26 protein-coding genes are annotated in these 14,489 nt (G+C 63.2%); 21 read left to right on the top strand and 5 right to left on the bottom strand.

The features are described 5' to 3' along the window. The first annotated feature begins 123 nt into the window (after positions 1-123). From B597_RS38790 to B597_RS38780, 3 genes are read left to right on the top strand one after another with little or no spacing between them, the layout of a single operon-like run. A complete protein-coding gene (locus B597_RS38790) occupies positions 124-408 on the top strand; it encodes a hypothetical protein (protein ID WP_003294373.1) in 285 nt (94 codons plus the stop codon). A 49-nt stretch (positions 409-457) separates the two neighbouring features. Beyond that, a complete protein-coding gene (locus tag B597_RS38785; RefSeq protein WP_031323581.1) occupies positions 458-892 on the top strand; it encodes a hypothetical protein in 435 nt (144 codons plus the stop codon). Then, complete coding sequence (locus tag B597_RS38780) at positions 892-1,095, top strand: hypothetical protein (protein ID WP_003294377.1); 204 nt, start codon at positions 892-894, stop codon at positions 1,093-1,095. Before B597_RS38785 ends, B597_RS38780 begins: the two co-directional genes overlap by 1 nt. Positions 1,096-1,156: 61 nt before the next feature. On the opposite strand, the gene B597_RS38775 is transcribed toward B597_RS38780, so the two are convergent. From B597_RS38775 to B597_RS46540, 5 genes are all read right to left on the bottom strand, one after another. Then, positions 1,157-1,693: a hypothetical protein gene (locus B597_RS38775; RefSeq protein ID WP_003294379.1), complete on the bottom strand. Its 537-nt coding sequence runs from the start codon at positions 1,691-1,693 to the stop codon at positions 1,157-1,159. Between the two features lie 195 nt (positions 1,694-1,888). Beyond that, on the bottom strand, positions 1,889-2,122 hold the full coding sequence (locus B597_RS38770) for a helix-turn-helix domain-containing protein (protein WP_003294380.1): 234 nt from the start codon (positions 2,120-2,122) through the stop codon (positions 1,889-1,891). A 60-nt stretch (positions 2,123-2,182) separates the two neighbouring features. Beyond that, a complete protein-coding gene (locus B597_RS38765) occupies positions 2,183-2,602 on the bottom strand; it encodes a WYL domain-containing protein (RefSeq protein ID WP_024162241.1) in 420 nt (139 codons plus the stop codon). 18 nt (positions 2,603-2,620) lie between these two features. Next, a complete protein-coding gene (locus B597_RS0223565) occupies positions 2,621-3,133 on the bottom strand; it encodes a hypothetical protein (protein ID WP_031323579.1) in 513 nt (170 codons plus the stop codon). A 79-nt stretch (positions 3,134-3,212) separates the two neighbouring features. Beyond that, positions 3,213-3,635 (bottom strand): helix-turn-helix domain-containing protein, encoded by a 423-nt coding sequence (locus tag B597_RS46540; protein ID WP_192939407.1) that lies wholly within the window; start codon positions 3,633-3,635, stop codon positions 3,213-3,215. An 89-nt stretch (positions 3,636-3,724) separates the two neighbouring features. Between B597_RS46540 and B597_RS38760 the strand changes: the two genes are divergently transcribed. The 18 genes from B597_RS38760 (at position 3,725) to B597_RS38685 (ending at position 14,365) form a co-directional block, all read left to right on the top strand. Then, a complete protein-coding gene (locus B597_RS38760; protein ID WP_003294388.1) occupies positions 3,725-3,961 on the top strand; it encodes a hypothetical protein in 237 nt (78 codons plus the stop codon). 36 nt (positions 3,962-3,997) lie between these two features. Further along, the gene (locus tag B597_RS38755) at positions 3,998-4,480 is read left to right on the top strand and encodes a YmfL family putative regulatory protein (protein ID WP_024162240.1); all 483 of its coding nucleotides are present in this window, start codon (positions 3,998-4,000) and stop codon (positions 4,478-4,480) included. Further along, positions 4,477-5,019 (top strand): antA/AntB antirepressor family protein, encoded by a 543-nt coding sequence (locus B597_RS38750; RefSeq protein ID WP_003294390.1) that lies wholly within the window; start codon positions 4,477-4,479, stop codon positions 5,017-5,019. Before B597_RS38755 ends, B597_RS38750 begins: the two co-directional genes overlap by 4 nt. A gap of 127 nt (positions 5,020-5,146) precedes the next feature. Beyond that, positions 5,147-5,464 carry an Ogr/Delta-like zinc finger protein gene (locus B597_RS38745; RefSeq protein ID WP_003294391.1) on the top strand — a complete coding sequence of 106 codons (318 nt, stop codon included), beginning with the start codon at positions 5,147-5,149 and terminating at the stop codon, positions 5,462-5,464. Beyond that, positions 5,461-5,835, top strand: a complete 375-nt coding sequence (locus tag B597_RS38740) for a hypothetical protein (RefSeq protein ID WP_024162238.1) — start codon at positions 5,461-5,463, stop codon at positions 5,833-5,835. Before B597_RS38745 ends, B597_RS38740 begins: the two co-directional genes overlap by 4 nt. A 76-nt stretch (positions 5,836-5,911) precedes the next feature. Then, entirely contained in the window at positions 5,912-6,145 is a 234-nt protein-coding gene (locus B597_RS38735; RefSeq protein ID WP_024162237.1) for a hypothetical protein, read from the top strand. Then, positions 6,142-6,378, top strand: coding sequence for a hypothetical protein (locus B597_RS38730; protein WP_024162236.1), 237 nt, complete (start codon positions 6,142-6,144; stop codon positions 6,376-6,378). The genes B597_RS38735 and B597_RS38730 overlap by 4 nt, the downstream gene beginning before the upstream one ends. Beyond that, a complete protein-coding gene (locus B597_RS38725) occupies positions 6,375-9,134 on the top strand; it encodes a toprim domain-containing protein (protein ID WP_003294394.1) in 2,760 nt (919 codons plus the stop codon). Before B597_RS38730 ends, B597_RS38725 begins: the two co-directional genes overlap by 4 nt. A 36-nt stretch (positions 9,135-9,170) precedes the next feature. Then, complete coding sequence (locus B597_RS38720; RefSeq protein WP_003294395.1) at positions 9,171-9,968, top strand: hypothetical protein; 798 nt, start codon at positions 9,171-9,173, stop codon at positions 9,966-9,968. A gap of 11 nt (positions 9,969-9,979) precedes the next feature. Next, entirely contained in the window at positions 9,980-10,120 is a 141-nt protein-coding gene (locus B597_RS47395; RefSeq protein WP_024162234.1) for a hypothetical protein, read from the top strand. A gap of 63 nt (positions 10,121-10,183) precedes the next feature. Beyond that, the gene (locus B597_RS46090; protein ID WP_003294397.1) at positions 10,184-11,392 is read left to right on the top strand and encodes a hypothetical protein; all 1,209 of its coding nucleotides are present in this window, start codon (positions 10,184-10,186) and stop codon (positions 11,390-11,392) included. Next, entirely contained in the window at positions 11,392-11,631 is a 240-nt protein-coding gene (locus tag B597_RS38710) for a hypothetical protein (RefSeq protein WP_003294398.1), read from the top strand. The genes B597_RS46090 and B597_RS38710 overlap by 1 nt, the downstream gene beginning before the upstream one ends. Continuing rightward, a complete protein-coding gene (locus B597_RS38705) occupies positions 11,618-11,851 on the top strand; it encodes a hypothetical protein (protein WP_003294399.1) in 234 nt (77 codons plus the stop codon). Before B597_RS38710 ends, B597_RS38705 begins: the two co-directional genes overlap by 14 nt. Next, on the top strand, positions 11,841-12,050 hold the full coding sequence (locus tag B597_RS38700; protein WP_003294400.1) for a hypothetical protein: 210 nt from the start codon (positions 11,841-11,843) through the stop codon (positions 12,048-12,050). Before B597_RS38705 ends, B597_RS38700 begins: the two co-directional genes overlap by 11 nt. Further along, the gene (locus B597_RS38695) at positions 12,040-12,276 is read left to right on the top strand and encodes a hypothetical protein (protein WP_003294402.1); all 237 of its coding nucleotides are present in this window, start codon (positions 12,040-12,042) and stop codon (positions 12,274-12,276) included. Before B597_RS38700 ends, B597_RS38695 begins: the two co-directional genes overlap by 11 nt. Beyond that, on the top strand, positions 12,269-12,892 hold the full coding sequence (locus tag B597_RS38690; protein ID WP_003294404.1) for a hypothetical protein: 624 nt from the start codon (positions 12,269-12,271) through the stop codon (positions 12,890-12,892). Before B597_RS38695 ends, B597_RS38690 begins: the two co-directional genes overlap by 8 nt. After that, entirely contained in the window at positions 12,889-13,095 is a 207-nt protein-coding gene (locus tag B597_RS46085; protein WP_003294405.1) for a DUF7696 family protein, read from the top strand. The genes B597_RS38690 and B597_RS46085 overlap by 4 nt, the downstream gene beginning before the upstream one ends. A gap of 100 nt (positions 13,096-13,195) precedes the next feature. Then, complete coding sequence (locus B597_RS38685; RefSeq protein WP_024162232.1) at positions 13,196-14,365, top strand: tyrosine-type recombinase/integrase; 1,170 nt, start codon at positions 13,196-13,198, stop codon at positions 14,363-14,365. The last annotated feature ends 124 nt before the right edge of the window (positions 14,366-14,489 follow it).

Raw genomic sequence — 14,489 nt, 5'->3', positions numbered from 1 at the left:
GCCGATGTGCATGTAGAAAAAAGGGCTTGCAATACACGTTTAAGGGTGTATATTAAGACCCATGGAAGGCGCAGCACCAACCACCGCCCCGGCGGAACCGGGCATCCTGATAGGAGCAACATCATGGCTACCGTCACCAAGATCACCCTGAACGGCCAGAACCACTACAACTTCGGCTCCGAGTGTTCTGAAGCCGATGCCGAGGGCTACCGCGAGTGGATCGCTCAAGAGCTGGCCGAGAACTTCCCTGGCGCAGAGATCGAGATCAACGAGGCCGATAGCACCTACTCGGTTGTCGTCGAGATCGATGACGAGTCCTACTACGACGAGGCTCGCGGCCTGAAGGACGACGTCAACGTCTTTTGCATTGACGCCTGGGACCGCTGCCCATGGGACTGGGTCAGCTGATCAGCATCACAAGCCCGGCCGAAGCCGGGCTTCCTCGTTGGGCTGAGCTATGAATGAATTACCGATTCACTTGCGCGTCCCAGCGCCCACCAAGGGTCGCTGGATTCGCGCCTCGCGGGCCGCTGGCCTGCGCCTGACCGACTACATCACCTGTGCCGTGGAGGCCTACATGCAGCAGCAACTCGCCCGCGTGGCGATCCCCGAGGGACTTGACTTCGCCGACCTGCGCCTGTCGCGCGAGCCGGATGGCGGCGTGAGTTTCGACTGGGGCGTGATCGAGCGCATCTGTGCGGCCAGCGGCCTGCCCGTCGAGCTGCTGCGCGACGCGCCGGAGGACAACGTCGCGGGCCTGCTGCTGGCGTGGTACCAGGCGCACATCCAGGCGGGCGGCTCGGCCGATCCGGTGGCCGAGGATTTGCTCGCCGAGGTCCGCGCCGAGGATGCCGCCGGGCAGTTCGTCAGCCACGCGCCGGGGCGCGCATGATGACCGGAGAACAATTCGGCGCCCTGGCCGAGCTACTGCGCCTGCGCGGCGGCGCGAGCCAGGAGGCGGCGCGACTGGTCCTGGTAGAAGGCCTGGCGCCCGCCGAGGCGGCGCGCCAGGCAGGCACCACGCCGCAGGCCGTCAGCAACGCCCTGGCCAGTTGCAGGCGAGGGCTGGAGCTGGCGAGGGTGGCAGCCGGGTAGTCGAAAAACGTTGTGATGAAAAAAGGCGCCTTTCGGCGCCTTCAGCTTTTGATGGGTACGCTCAATGAATTGTGCTTTCTCGCCAGTCGAAGAAATGCGCGAACAGCCGCTGAAGCGGTCCGATCTGCGCAAGCTCTTCTTTCTTGTAGCCCATGGCGCGCATCTGCTCGTTGTGGCACAGGCAGTTGAGTACCTGCATCACTGGTGGCTCTTCGGCCTCGATGCTTAGCCGGGCCTCGCTGACCTCGTGCAGCACCTGTTCGGACTCGGCGCCTAACATTCTTTTCTCCAACGCGATGAAGCGTCGTGCAAAGTCATCGTGCTCGCGTGCGCGGCGAGAACTACCTACCACCAGGTTTACCGCTGCGAGCACCGTCACTAGGCCCGAGGAGATAAGCGCCAGGTCCTCGGTATTGGTGCTCTTCAAAATGCCGTAGATCGCCGCGGAGCCGAAAATGACGCTCAGCATGGAAGAGCATTGATCGAGTCGATCAAAAAAGCCGCGGCGGCGTTTGTGGTAACGAATGGAGCGCCGGACCCCGAACAACATCTCGTGCCAGCGGTCGGCCAGGCTGGCCTTATCGGTTACTTCCTCCATCGTTATCTCTCCTGCTTGGCGGTTTGAGAGTGTCAGTCACATCATCGAAGATCGGGCGGCGGTCTTGCCGTTCTGAATAGTCTTCATGCGATGGGCGGCCACGGTCATGGTGGCTTTTCTCAAGGCTATCATCGTCGCGCTTGTTATCACGGTCTTTCACGCTAAAACTCCTGGTTGTGTCGTGCATTACAGTTATCAATCGCCGCCCTTCAGGCCTGTGATGACGTACAGCACATCTGCCTCGGTACGCGCCGCCAACGCCTGCAGATAGTCGATCGGAATCACCGAAGACCCATTCTCGAAGCGCTTCTGCTTGTAGTCGGTAATCCCGGCGAGGTGGGCCAGTTCGTGGATGGCCAGGCCGAGGCGTTCGCGTTCTTCGGTTAGGCGCGCGCCGAAGGCGTGGTCGAGGGTTTCGTCGGTAAGCATCGGACAATCCTTTTGTCATTGGCGGAAGCGCAGGCGTAGACCGCCAGGCAACGCTGCTGTTCAGGCGAAGTGGCGCGCCAGGCTGCGCGGCCGGATAAGCTCGCCGCTCTCCAGATCGACCACCTCTCCGATCATTCGGTCAATGCGGAAAGTCCGCTCCGCATTGCGGTCGTGGCACTCACCCTTGAGGTAGGTAGGCGTCACCGAGTGCACGGTTATGGTGCGGCTGGTGACATCGCCGTTCGAGTCCTGATAGGTGAAAGAAACGGTGCCAAGGCTCCAGCCAGTGCGCATCGCGCGGCTCGGCTTGGCTGTTCTGTCCGGCGTGCGGCGGATAGGTGAGGGGGAGGCGGTACTAGGGTTCGTATATCGGCTAATCATGTCCCGCTGGGCTTGCTCGTCGCGCTTTGCTTTGCGAACAAGGCGCACGAATAATGCAACACCTGCGGCAACTACCATCAGTGCGGCGAAGTAATCCATGTGCTGCGCTCCTGCCTATTACAGCCGCCCAGGGCGCGCCCTGACATCCAATATCTGCTCGGTCACCGGGTTGTAGTCGCACTCATACACGTGCGGCTGGAAGGCGCCGAAGCCGTTTTGTAGCTCGATCTTGTCGCCGATCAGGGTCAGGGTGCCCTGCTGCTGGTTGAGCCAGCGGAAGTGGCTGAACTTGGTTTCGAAAGTGCCGTCGGTCCACTTGAAGGAGTATTTCGCCAGCTTCTCTACGAACGGCTTGCAGCGCATGCCGCCTGCGATGGACTGCCGGTCGCCCCAACACTGCAAATCTTTCATGCAAGTGGCGTCGTCGACTTTGGCCTCAGCCTGGGCGCTCGGCTCGTCGCTGTCGCTTGAGCACATGGAGAACGCAAACACTACGATCACCGCGAGAATGATCAGCCCCATGAACTGTTGCTTGGCCGTTATGCCAGGGTTGGCAATGCCGCAATGTGGGCAGGTTTTCGCGGAGGTATCGACTTGCTGTTTGCAGGATTTGCAGGAAGTAAGCGCCACTGGTCGGTCCTTGACGTTGAGGGGGAATAGCGCCAAGGCAGCAATTTGCTAGGCGCTGAGTGTTCCATGTTGGAACACATCAGGGCGCAAGATTAAGCCGTTGAATGACCGCCGCCAACTCCTGTAGTTGCATTTCGACATCGCGGAGGCGTTTCTTATCGCGCGCAACGGCCTCGACAGCCCTTTGGCCGTCTTCGTCCAACTCACGGTACAGCTCAAGCATGGCGCGCTCAGGCGGTGGCATGCCGTAGCCGCCTCGATCTTCCTGCTGTGAGCAAATCGCGGCATTTCGCCGCAGCATTTCTCCTTCGCCAGTCAGTAGCCAGTCGATCGATATTCCCAATTGAGAACCTAGACTGATAAGCGCATCTGGACGAGGCTCGCGATGGCCGCCAGCCCAGTTCTGTAGAGAGCTATAAGGGATTCCGCTTTGTTCTGCCGCTTGCTTGAGCGTAAGGCCTTGGGCCTCTATCGCAGCTCGGATTCGCCTACCTATTCCCATTTGGGAAAAATCCTCTTGACTGTTCCCGGTTGGGAACTTAATCTCGCCTCGCATTGGGAACATATTAGCTAACCGGGGACCGCCGAACCATGAACAAGCGCCAAATCCACGCTCGCCTCATCGAGCAGGGCCTCACATTCCGCCAGTTCGCCCTCACCAAAGGGTATGACCCGCGCACCGTCACCCAGACCGTGGCGCGCTGGGCAGGTTCCCAGACCATGCCGAATGGCCGGATTGCGTTCTCCATCATGCGCGACCTCTCGCAGCAGATCGGCGTGGAGCTGATCCCCGGCCTGCTCGCACATCCCTTCGCCAAAGCCAGTTAAACCGTAACCGGCTTAAGCCACAGGGAAAACTAGAAGATGAAGCGCGAAGTTCTAGCCAGCCGCCGCCAGGTGATGACCGCCACGCTCGCCGCCTACCCAGGCGGGCGCGAGTGTGCCGCCGCCCGGCTGGGGCTCCCGCCGAAGAAGCTGGATAACCACATTTACGAGAATGCCGGTAGCCGCCCCCTGAGCGATGAGCAGATCCACCAGCTCGAACAAGAGGCGCGCACCACCCATCTGCCTGACTACATCGCTGCACTGTACGGCGGCGTGTTCGTGCCGATCGCCAACCCGGACGAACTCGACAACATCGACCTGTATGCCCGCGCTCTGGTGACCACAACCAAACGTGGCGCCGTGGACCAATTCATCGCCGACGCGCTCGCAGACGGCGTGATCGATGCCCTGGAGCTGGAGGCCATCCTGGCGGCGCACCGCAAGCACATCGCGGCGCGCCACGAGGAAGTCCAGGCGGTGATTCAGCTTCACACCAAGCGGCAACAAGGAGAGCAACAGTGACTACCAACCTCATCCCGGTGTTACAGGGCGAGATCGAAGGGCGAACGCAGCAGCTGTGCGATGCGCGCGACCTTCACCAATTCATGCAGGTCGGGCGCGATTTCAGCAACTGGATCAAGGGCCGAATCGAGCAGTACGGCTTCGTTGAAGGCGAGGACTTTTCGCCCGTTTTGGCGAAAAGTACCGGTGGCCGACCAGGCCTGGAGTACCACCTCACACTCGATATGGCGAAGGAATTGGCCATGGTCGAGAACAACGACCAGGGCCGCCAGGTGCGCCGCTACTTCATCGCCATGGAGCGCCAAGCGCGGGAAAGCCGAGGCGCTTCTTACCTCAGCATGAACCACCAGCTGGCCATGCACCGGCAGATCCCGAAGCTGATCGCCCAACTCAAGGCTGAAACCGTGCCAGCCATCCGCGCCACGCTGTATGCGCAGCTCACCCAGCACTGCCACCAGCTCGCCATCCCGGCGCCGGCAATGGAAAGCGTGGGCCGTAGCGTGCAGCCAAGCGGCGACCTGTTCGACGGGAACCGTTAAGCACACCCGATACAGCTCCAGCCCACCGTAGGTGGGTCGGAGCCTGGCAAATAGCAGTAGGCGCTACGGCGCTTTCGTTTACCGGCACTGGCCGGGCCGGCTTTACGGCAACAGGGGAGGGGAACCAGTGAGCGTAGCCAACAACGGCGGATACAAATGCCTATGCCCGGCCTGCGGGCACCGCATGCGCATCCGTAACAGCGAGGCGCAAACGCCGACGTTCAAGACCATGTACGCCCAGTGCATGAACATCGCCTGCGGCGCGACCTACGCCGGGTCGCTGACCTGGGACCACGAACTGAGCCCGTCCGGGCTCGATCGCCCGCGTGTACGGCTGCCGGTAGCACCCTCGGTGCAACGCATGCAGGCACTGCGCGACAGCCGCGAGAAAACCGACCAGCTCGACATGCTGGACCACATGGAACCGGAGGTAGCAACCGCATGAACGTCACCACCATCAACGATGCCCACGAATACCGCACCGCCATGCAGCGCGCGGCGCTCACCTTCCTGCAACGCCACCAGGCCGAGCACCTGACCGACGATGGCCTCCTGTTCGAACGCGCCGTCAGCTACTTGGTCAACGCGCTGGACGTGCCGGCCTTCATGGCTGACCAGCTGGTACACCTGGCCATGAGCGAGCTGGAATGCCTCAAGCGCCCGGTGATCGGCATCGACTACGCCTCCGGTGCAGACGAAACCCGCGTGGCCCTGCTCAATTTTTTTTCGGGTGAAGCGGTATTAATCCCCCTGCGCCACCTGCCGGCGCGCCTGCAGCCGCCCGCGGCGCCGCTGGCTGCAGCAGCCACTCACTGATCACCCCCTGAATTGACCCAAGCCCATGCCCGCCTTTGCGCGGGTAGGGGCAAGTTGCGCCCGAACGGTGGCCCCTATGACAAGCGTTTCCATCCAAATCACCCTCGATCCGGCCCAGGCCGAGGCCTACCTGCGCTGGCTGACCAGCCAGTACGAACAGCTGATGGCTGCCTGCTGGTTTGACGACAAATACCGCTACACGCCCCAGGGCCTGCGCGGCCCCAAGATCCTGCGCGACCACCCCCACATCGCCGGCCTCAACCGCACCATGCGCGAGCTGTTGAAGGCACGCAAAGGAGCCCCGGCATGAACACCCAACCGATGCCCGCCTGCGAGGCCCTGGCGGCCGATCCGGCGCGTTACATGTTTAAGCAGCAGCTGGTCGACCTGGTCGAGGCAGGCGACTACGACGAGAAATTTCGCATGGTCTGCCGCCTGGGCGGCTATCTCAGCGCTCTGCTCGAGTGCGACGTGATCACCTGCGAAGAACACATTGCGCTACGGGAAGAGGTGCACGAGTTCGTCTGGGGGCCACGCCCATGAAAGACATGGACCGCCACATCCGCGAAGAGGTGCTGCGCCGTTTCGAGGCTGACTACGGCCTCAAGCGCCGCGCCGGCACCGACTACATGCGCGGCGGCACCTGCCCGAGCTGCGGCAAAAAGGAGCTCTATTCCCGCTATGACCAGCCGTGGTTCATCAAATGTGGCCGGGAGAGCAAGTGCGGCGAGCAGTGGCACGTGAAAGAGCTGTTCGACGACCTGTTCGACGACTGGAGCAAGCGCGCACCGGCAACCAAGGAAGACCCAGCCGCCACGGCCAAGGGCTACCTGCAACACGCCCGCGGCTTCCGCCTGGAGCTGATCGAGGGCTGGTACACGCAGGAGAGCTTCTGGCACCCAGAGTTGCGTATTGGCAGTGCCACTGTTCGCTTCCCGTTGGAGCATGGCGGTTACTGGGAACGCCTGATCGACCGCCCGCACCGCTTCGGCAAGATTAAGGCCCGGTTCACGAAAGGGAAGTCGCCACGCAGCTACTGGTGGTGCCCGCCGAGCGTGGACCTGCTCGAGGTCGACGAGTTGTGGATCGTCGAGGGCATCTTCGACGCCATCGCGCTGCTGCACCACGAACTCGACGCCGTGTCGGCCATGAGCAGCAACGCCTTCCCGGCCGAGTCGCTCAAAGCCCTGGTAAAGGCCCGCGCCGCGGCAGGGCGCAAGCTGCCGCGGCTGGTCTGGGCGCTGGACAACGAGCCGGGCGCGCATCGCTTTACCCGCCGCTGGGCCAAGATGGCGCGCGAGCTGGGCTTTACCTGCGAGGCCGCGCAGATCCCGCAGCGCGACCGCAAGGTGGACTGGAACGACCTGCACCAACGTTGGGCCTTTATCGAGGGCGACGACAAGCGGGAGGAGCAGATCGAGCGCGACCTCAAGGAGGCCCGCTACCACGGCAGCCTGCTGCTGGCCGAAAGCGCCGCGGAGAAGGGCGCGCTGATGTTCGATTGGCGCCAGCGCCACGAATTCCACTTCGCCTTCGAGAACCGCCTGTACTGGTTCAAGATGGACTTGGAGAAGTTCAACAAGGCCAAGCAAGCGCTCGAAGGCAGCGAGCACCACGATGACCAGCTGCTCAATGATCGGCAGATGACTGAGAAAGCGCTGCACCAGTGCGGCGCGGTGGTGGAAATCGCCAACTGCTACCCGCGCGCGCTGTACTTCCAGCGCAACGAGGTGACCGACGAGAGTTGGTATTACTTCCGCGTGGACTTCCCGCACGACGAGCCGACGGTGCGCAACACCTTCACCGGTGGCCAGGTCGCGGCCGCCAGCGAGTTCAAGAAGCGCCTGCTCGGCATGGCCGCCGGCGCCGTGTTCACCGGTACCGGCAGCCAGCTCGACAAAATCATGAAGGACCAGCTCTTCGGCCTGAAAACCGTCAAGACCATCGACTTCATCGGCTACAGCAAGGAGCACGGCTGCTACGTGTTCGGCGACCTGGCCGTGCGCGGCGGCGTGCTCGAGCAGGCCAACAGTGAGGACTACTTCGAGTTCAAGCAGCTGCGCCTCAAGACCCTGCAGAAGAGCATCCGCCTGGAAATCGCCCGTACCGACGAGAGCTACCGCGCCGAGTGGCTCGACTGGCTCTGGACCTGTTTCGGCACCCAGGGCATCGTCGCGCTGGCATTCTGGTTCGGCTCCCTGTTCGCCGAGCAGATCCGCGACGAATACCAGTCCTTCCCCTTCCTGGAAGTAACGGGCGAGGCCGGCGCCGGCAAGTCCACCCTGCTGATGTTCCTCTGGAAGCTCTTCGGCCGCCCGGACGAAGAGGGCAAGGACCCCTCGAAAATGTCCAAGGCCGGCCTGCGCCGCTGGATGGGGCAGGTATCGGGCATGCCGCTGGTCCTGCTCGAGGCCGACCGCAGCGACAACGACCGCGGCGCCGCCAAGGCCTACGACTGGGACGAGCTCAAGCCACTGTTCAACGGAGGCACCCTGGGCGTCACCGGTGTGAAGACCGCCGGCAACGAAACCTACGAGCCCCCGTTCCGCGGCACCATCGTCATCAGCCAGAACGCCACCGTGATGGCCAGCGAGGCGATCCTCACCCGTATCGTCAAGCTGCACTTCGTGCGCCCCGAGGTCACTGCCGCCAGTCGCGCCGCTGCGGACAACCTCAACCACCTGAGCGCCATGGATGTGTCGCACTTCCTGCTCATGGCCACCCGCGCCGAGGGCAAGGTGCTGGAAACCTTCCGCGCCCAGGTGAAGGTGCACGAGCAGGCCCTGCGCGGGCTGAAAGAGATCCGCATCGAGCGAATCATCAAGAACCACGCCCAGCTGCTCGCCCTGGTCGACTGCCTGCGGCTGATCATCCCGCTCACCGATCGGCAGCACGCCGGCGCGCAGCGCGAGCTGGTTGCCATGGCCCTGGCTCGCCAGACCGCCGTCAACGCCGACCCGGCCGAGGTGGCCGAGTTCTGGGAGGTGTTCGACTACCTGCAGAGCCTCAGCGAAGACCCGGTGGTCGACCACAGCAAGAAGCCGGACGTCATCGCCATCAACCTCAACGAGTTCGCCGAACGCGCCTCCGAGCACAAGCAAAAGCTGGCCGACGTGGCGACCCTGCGCACCCTGCTGCCCAACAGCCGCTCGCGCAAATACCTCACCCACAACAAGGGCGTGGACAGCGCCGTGCGCGCCGCCTTCAACCGCCGCAACAACCAACTCACCCAGCGCGGCACAACCGTGAAGTGCTGGATCTTCCAGAACCCCGACCAGACCGGGCGCGGCAACGCCTGATCGGTCGAGCAACACCCCAACCCAAGGAGAAGCACCATGCAAAACCAACAAACCCAGACCCTGGAGCAACTACTGGCCGAGCGCGTGAGCGCGTATGCCGCAGGCGACCGACCGCGCGAACTGATCGACGCCGGTATCGAGAAGCTGTTCAAGGATGTCGTTGACGATGCGTTCCGCTCCTATGGCGACTTCGGTAAAGCCATCAAGGACGCGGTGAAAGAGGCGCTGCCCGCCAATGTCTCCGACATGTTCGAGCTGACTCGCTACAACGCCCTAGTGGCGGAGGCGCTGCGTCAGCGCTGGGAGGCCGCTGCTGTATCCGAGACGCTGATGACCAAGGCGACCGCGTCCATTGAGGAGGTGCTGAAAAACGACGCAGTGTCCGGAGAGGTGTCGCTGAGGGCCCTGCTAGAGGGTTTCATCGAGGCTCATAAGGAGGAGGCCGTAGAAAATGGCTGGGAGGCTCCCGAGATCCGTTTCGAGAAAACGGAAGCCTATGGCAGCACAACACTGACCATCTACTTCGACCCTCAACCGGAAAGTGATTGGAAGTCCGGCAACCCGTACTCGAGCCGCAGCAGCCGCGACGATTACTCGCTGAAGCATCACCTACACATTCGCCTGTCCGACGAGGTGCGCCCAGCCAAGGAGCCGTGGGAGCGTGAGGTCCAGGTCGGCGAGGTCTACTTCGCTCGGCTCGACGACAAGAAGGTCTCTCTGCACCTGGATATCCGTGAGAAATGGGAACGCACATTGGCCTCGCTCTACTTCGGCAACGCCAAGGTGCTGGTCGATTGCGATGCCGACGAGTTCAGCTACGGCATCTACGGCTGAGGGCAACGGCCGTGAACCACTACGACGATGACGAACCAGGCCTCAGCCTGCGCGCCCGACTGGCCATGACCGGCTGGATCGGTACCGGCCTGGCCGGCCTGCTGACCGCGGCCAACCACCTGCCGGACCTGTTCCTGCTGATCGCACGCTGAAAACAAGAAGGCCCCGGTGAGCGGCAACTCACCAGGGCCTGACCAAACCAAAGGAGAAGCACCATGCAAGCACAAACCCCCGAAGTCAGCGCCGAGAAGGCTACCACGCCGGATGAGCAGCGCCTCGTTTCGGTTGAGCTACTGAAGAAGATCCATCGCGACCTGGACGCCTGCCAGAAAGTCATCTGGCTGGCCGGCTGCCGCCCGCAGGTGCCGAGCGGCTTCGACCCGTCCTATGTCACTGATGCTCAGGAGCGGCTCAAGGAAATCGAGGCGCTGCTCGAAGAGCAAGCCACGGCGCAGGATGAGCAGTACCCGCCATGCGATTTTTGCGGTGTCATTCCAGACCATCACCCTTGGCACGGCAGCGGGATGTTCAAGGGCTTCGATAGCCCGCACATTCATGCGTGCAACGACTGCCGGCACCTGCTGCCCAGTCGCCCCGCGCACACCGAGCAGCAGGCAACCGTCAAGGATTGCTTGACAGTTCAGCCGATGGCATACGCCGTGTTCGCCGCAAACGGCAACGCGGTCTGCTTCTCGACTCGGCGCGACCACCCAAGCCTTGTGGCGCTGGAAAAGGAAGGGCATTCCGTCGTGTCGCTTGCCCCCATCGCGCAGACCGCCCCGCAGCCGGTATCCTCAGCCCTGGCTGATCTGGCCGGCGACCGTTTCGAGGCGCCCGTCGCGGGGTGGTCTGCCCCGGCGCAGGATGAGCGGAAAACGTTTGAGGCGTGGGCTAAAACTCAGGGCGACAAGTGGCTGATTGTCGGCGGCCTGCAATGGAGTGCCGGCACTGATGACTACGCCAGTGCACGCACAAACGCAGCATGGGCAGCATGGCAGGAGCGCGCCGCCCTCTCAGCCCGCCCCGCGCAGACCGAGCAGCAGCCTGCTTACGTTGAGTGCCGCGAGTGCACCGGCTGCGGTCATGTCGGCATCAACGACGCTCACCCGACAGACGCGACGTGCGCGATGTGTGACTGGAGCGGGCCAAGCCCGGTCGAGGATCAGTGCCCTGACTGCGGCAAAGAGAACGCGATGGGAGCAGCCTGCCCTAAATGCAGCGGCCGCTATCGGATTCTGGCCGAGACACACGTTGCCGCCCCCATCGCGCAGACCGCCCCGCAGACGGAGCAGAGCGGTCTGGTGGAAGCGTTGCGACGTATCGCAAGGCTGCCGATAGACCCGTGCAGCACCGAAAACGATTATCGCCTGGCTGGCGCTAAAGCCATTGCCGAAGGCGTGCTGCCCGCCCAAGGAGGTGAGTGATGCCAATCACTATCCCCTCCGTGCCTGAAAAGCTTTGCCGCAAGTGCGGCGAGCTATGGCCCGCTGATACCGAATTTTTCTACCGCCAGGCCGCCAAGTCGGACGGCCTCGGCAGCGTCTGCAAGGCCTGCTATGCCGAGACACCCAGCGTCACCGCCCGCAACCGCAACAAGGCCGGGCGCATCAGCTCGGAATGGGAGCGGCTGTTCCAGGAGGAGGTGCGCCATGCTCACGCGTGACGAAGCCGATGGTGCCGCGGAGGTCATGTTGACCGCCTACTGCCGAGCGTGCGGCTGCGCTACACCGGACGAAGTGCGCAAGGCCTGCGAAATGATGATCAGCAAAGCCGCCCGCGCGATCGAGAAGTACAACGATGCCGGCACGGCTATTGAGGTGCTGCAGCGCACCGCACGACATGTGGCACGTGTGCCAGCGGAGGAGGTGGCCAATGTCCACTAAAGCCCGCATCCGCCCAACCATGGCCAGCCACCGGCTGGACCTGCCCAGCCTCTGCGATATCTGCGGCAAGGCGCGCGCCACGCGCCGGCATCAGGCCTGCAGCCGCATCCGCCAGCAGCGCAAAGCCGCCGAGTGGGCCAGCTACATGGCCAACCTCACCGCCAAGAAAGCCCAGGGAGGCCGCCGCTATGCCCGTTGAAATCCGCACCCGCTTCACCACCGGCACCTACGTGGCCACCGTGCGCGGCGACAAGCGCACCGCCAGCAACACCATCAGCGCCCGCCAGGCCGCCGAAGCCTTGGCCCGCAAGCTGGGCCTCGATCCCACCAAGCTCCGCGAAACCCAGCGCGACCTGCTGCGCAGCGGGGTGGAGTTGTTTGTGCATCCGGAAACGCCCAAGGCAAAGGAGGTGGCTAATGGATGACCTATTCCTCCTGCAGGACAGTCGCAGCAATGTCGGCAGCCGAGCGATGTTCTGGCGCCTCGGCGGCGGCTATACGTCCAACCTGGACGAAGCCGAGCAGTTCAGCCGCGAAATGGCCGTCAGGCAGTATGAGTGCCGCGAAACCGATCTCCCTTGGCCGGTCAACTACGTCCGCGCCCTGGCAGAGGTTGGCGTCGATCATCAGTACATCGACGATGCAGACGCGCAGGCTTTCGACCAGGCAGACGACCAAATCTACCTGGCCTACGAACGCATGTGGGATGGCAACGACCTGTACTGGATTCAGTCGCACGGCTCCAGCAGCTCCAACCTGGCAGAGGCCGGCACCTGGCCGGCGACCGAGGCAGAAGAAGCACGGGCCAAGGGCTACCAGGTCTGGCCGAAGCGCTACATCGACGCCCGCAGCCGCACCGTGGTCCAGTCCTGCAAGCTGGATCACAAGAAAGCGCTGCGCTCGGTCGGCCTCAAGCTGCCGAAGATCAAGCGTCAACGCATCCGACGGCATGTCACCCATTGCCACGGCTGCGGCCGGTTCCTGAGCGAGCGCCAGGTGTACGGCGACTGCCCGAACTGCGGCGTGAGCAACGCACCATGAGCGCTCAGGTGGCTGACGCGGATGTTAAACAGCGGATGCTCGAATGCGAGGCGCGTACCTGGCTGCGCAAGGGCTACGACACACCCGAGCGCATCGAGGAACTCACCGAGCTGATCACCAAGCGCCGCGGCCAGGCCTCGGCCGATCGCCTGGTCGAGGAGATGCGCCGGCAGTGGCGGCTGCGGGCCGACTGGTTGACCTAGAACTCACAACACCAAATTCGAGGCCCGGCAACGGGCCTTTTTCTATTGCTGCGAGCGCGGCACCGGTACCGTGCCCGCTGGGTTTCGCGTGGGGACGCATATGGCAGATGGAGTTGAGGTACGGGGCCGCTCGATCAGGGTTTACTTCCGCTACGAGGGGGCGCTGTGCAAGGAGCCGTTCGCCGGCGAGCCAACGCCTGGCAACCTGGAACGTGCGGAGCGGCAGGCGGCGATCATTCGGCACGAGATTCAGGCCGGGACGTTCAACTATGCGCGCTGGTTTCCCGACTCGGCGCGGGTGAAGGAGGCGAACTTCGGCCACTGGATCGACCTCTGGCTGGATATCAAGCGCAACGAACTGGCGCCATCAGCGATCAGCAGTCACGAAAGCAAGATTCGTTGCCATATTCGGCGGCAGTGGGCCGATCGACAGGCCGAGGACATCACGTTCGTTGAGATGCAGCGTTGGGTGCAGAAGAAGCTGATGCCCAAGCTGCACAACAAGACGGTGCGCGAGATCGTGGCGATCGTGCGGCAGATCTATCAGCTGTACCGCACGACGAATCAGGTGGCGTTCGACCCAACGGAGGGCATCGTGATCCGGATGCCGGACGATGAAGACCCGGACCCGTTCGAGCGCAAGGAGATCGATGCCATCCTCGGCACACCATCGCCTGGCCGCGAGCAGGAGCTGGCCCTGATCAAGTTCATGATCTGGACCGGGCCGCGGGTGAGCGAGGCGATCGCGCTGGCCTGGGAGGATGTCGACCTGGAGCGGGGCGAGGTGATCTTCCGCCGCGCCCGGGTGCGCAGCGCCTACAAGGTGACGAAGACCAAGCGCTCGACGCGAAAGCTGAAGCTACTGAAGCCGGCCCTCGAGGCGCTGCGCGAGCAGGCGGAGCGGACGAAGGATCTGCCGGCCGTGGAGATCGAGGTGACGGACCGGGACAACCGGACGATCCGCAAGCAGAACGTGCGCTTCGTCTTCCACAACTCGCACACCGATCAGGCGTATTCAACGGCGGACAACATGCGCAATGGCTGGTGGAACGCTCACCTGCGCGCGGCGGGTGTGCGCCACCGCGGGCCGAACAACTGCCGGCACACGTTCGCGAGCCAGATGCTCACCAGCGGCGTGGTGCCGCTCGACTGGATCGCCGAACAGATGGGGCACACGTCCACGGCGATGATCCACAAGCACTACGGCACCTGGATCAACGAGGACGCCGCCGACATGACCAGCCTCATCGAGCGACAGCTCAAGCTGTAACGCCGCTCATTCCCACGCCAAAAACCGCTGAAAGCCCCGCCATTCGGGGCTTTCGGCTATCCACCGGTTCCCAAAATGTTCCCATTTCGTTCCCATGGGCACTGCGCGCAACGCTGCAGGCCAG

Source organism: Stutzerimonas stutzeri KOS6 (assembly GCF_000307775.2).
Classification (GTDB): domain Bacteria; phylum Pseudomonadota; class Gammaproteobacteria; order Pseudomonadales; family Pseudomonadaceae; genus Stutzerimonas; species Stutzerimonas stutzeri_B.
This window is presented reverse-complemented; position numbering and strand designations above follow the sequence as displayed.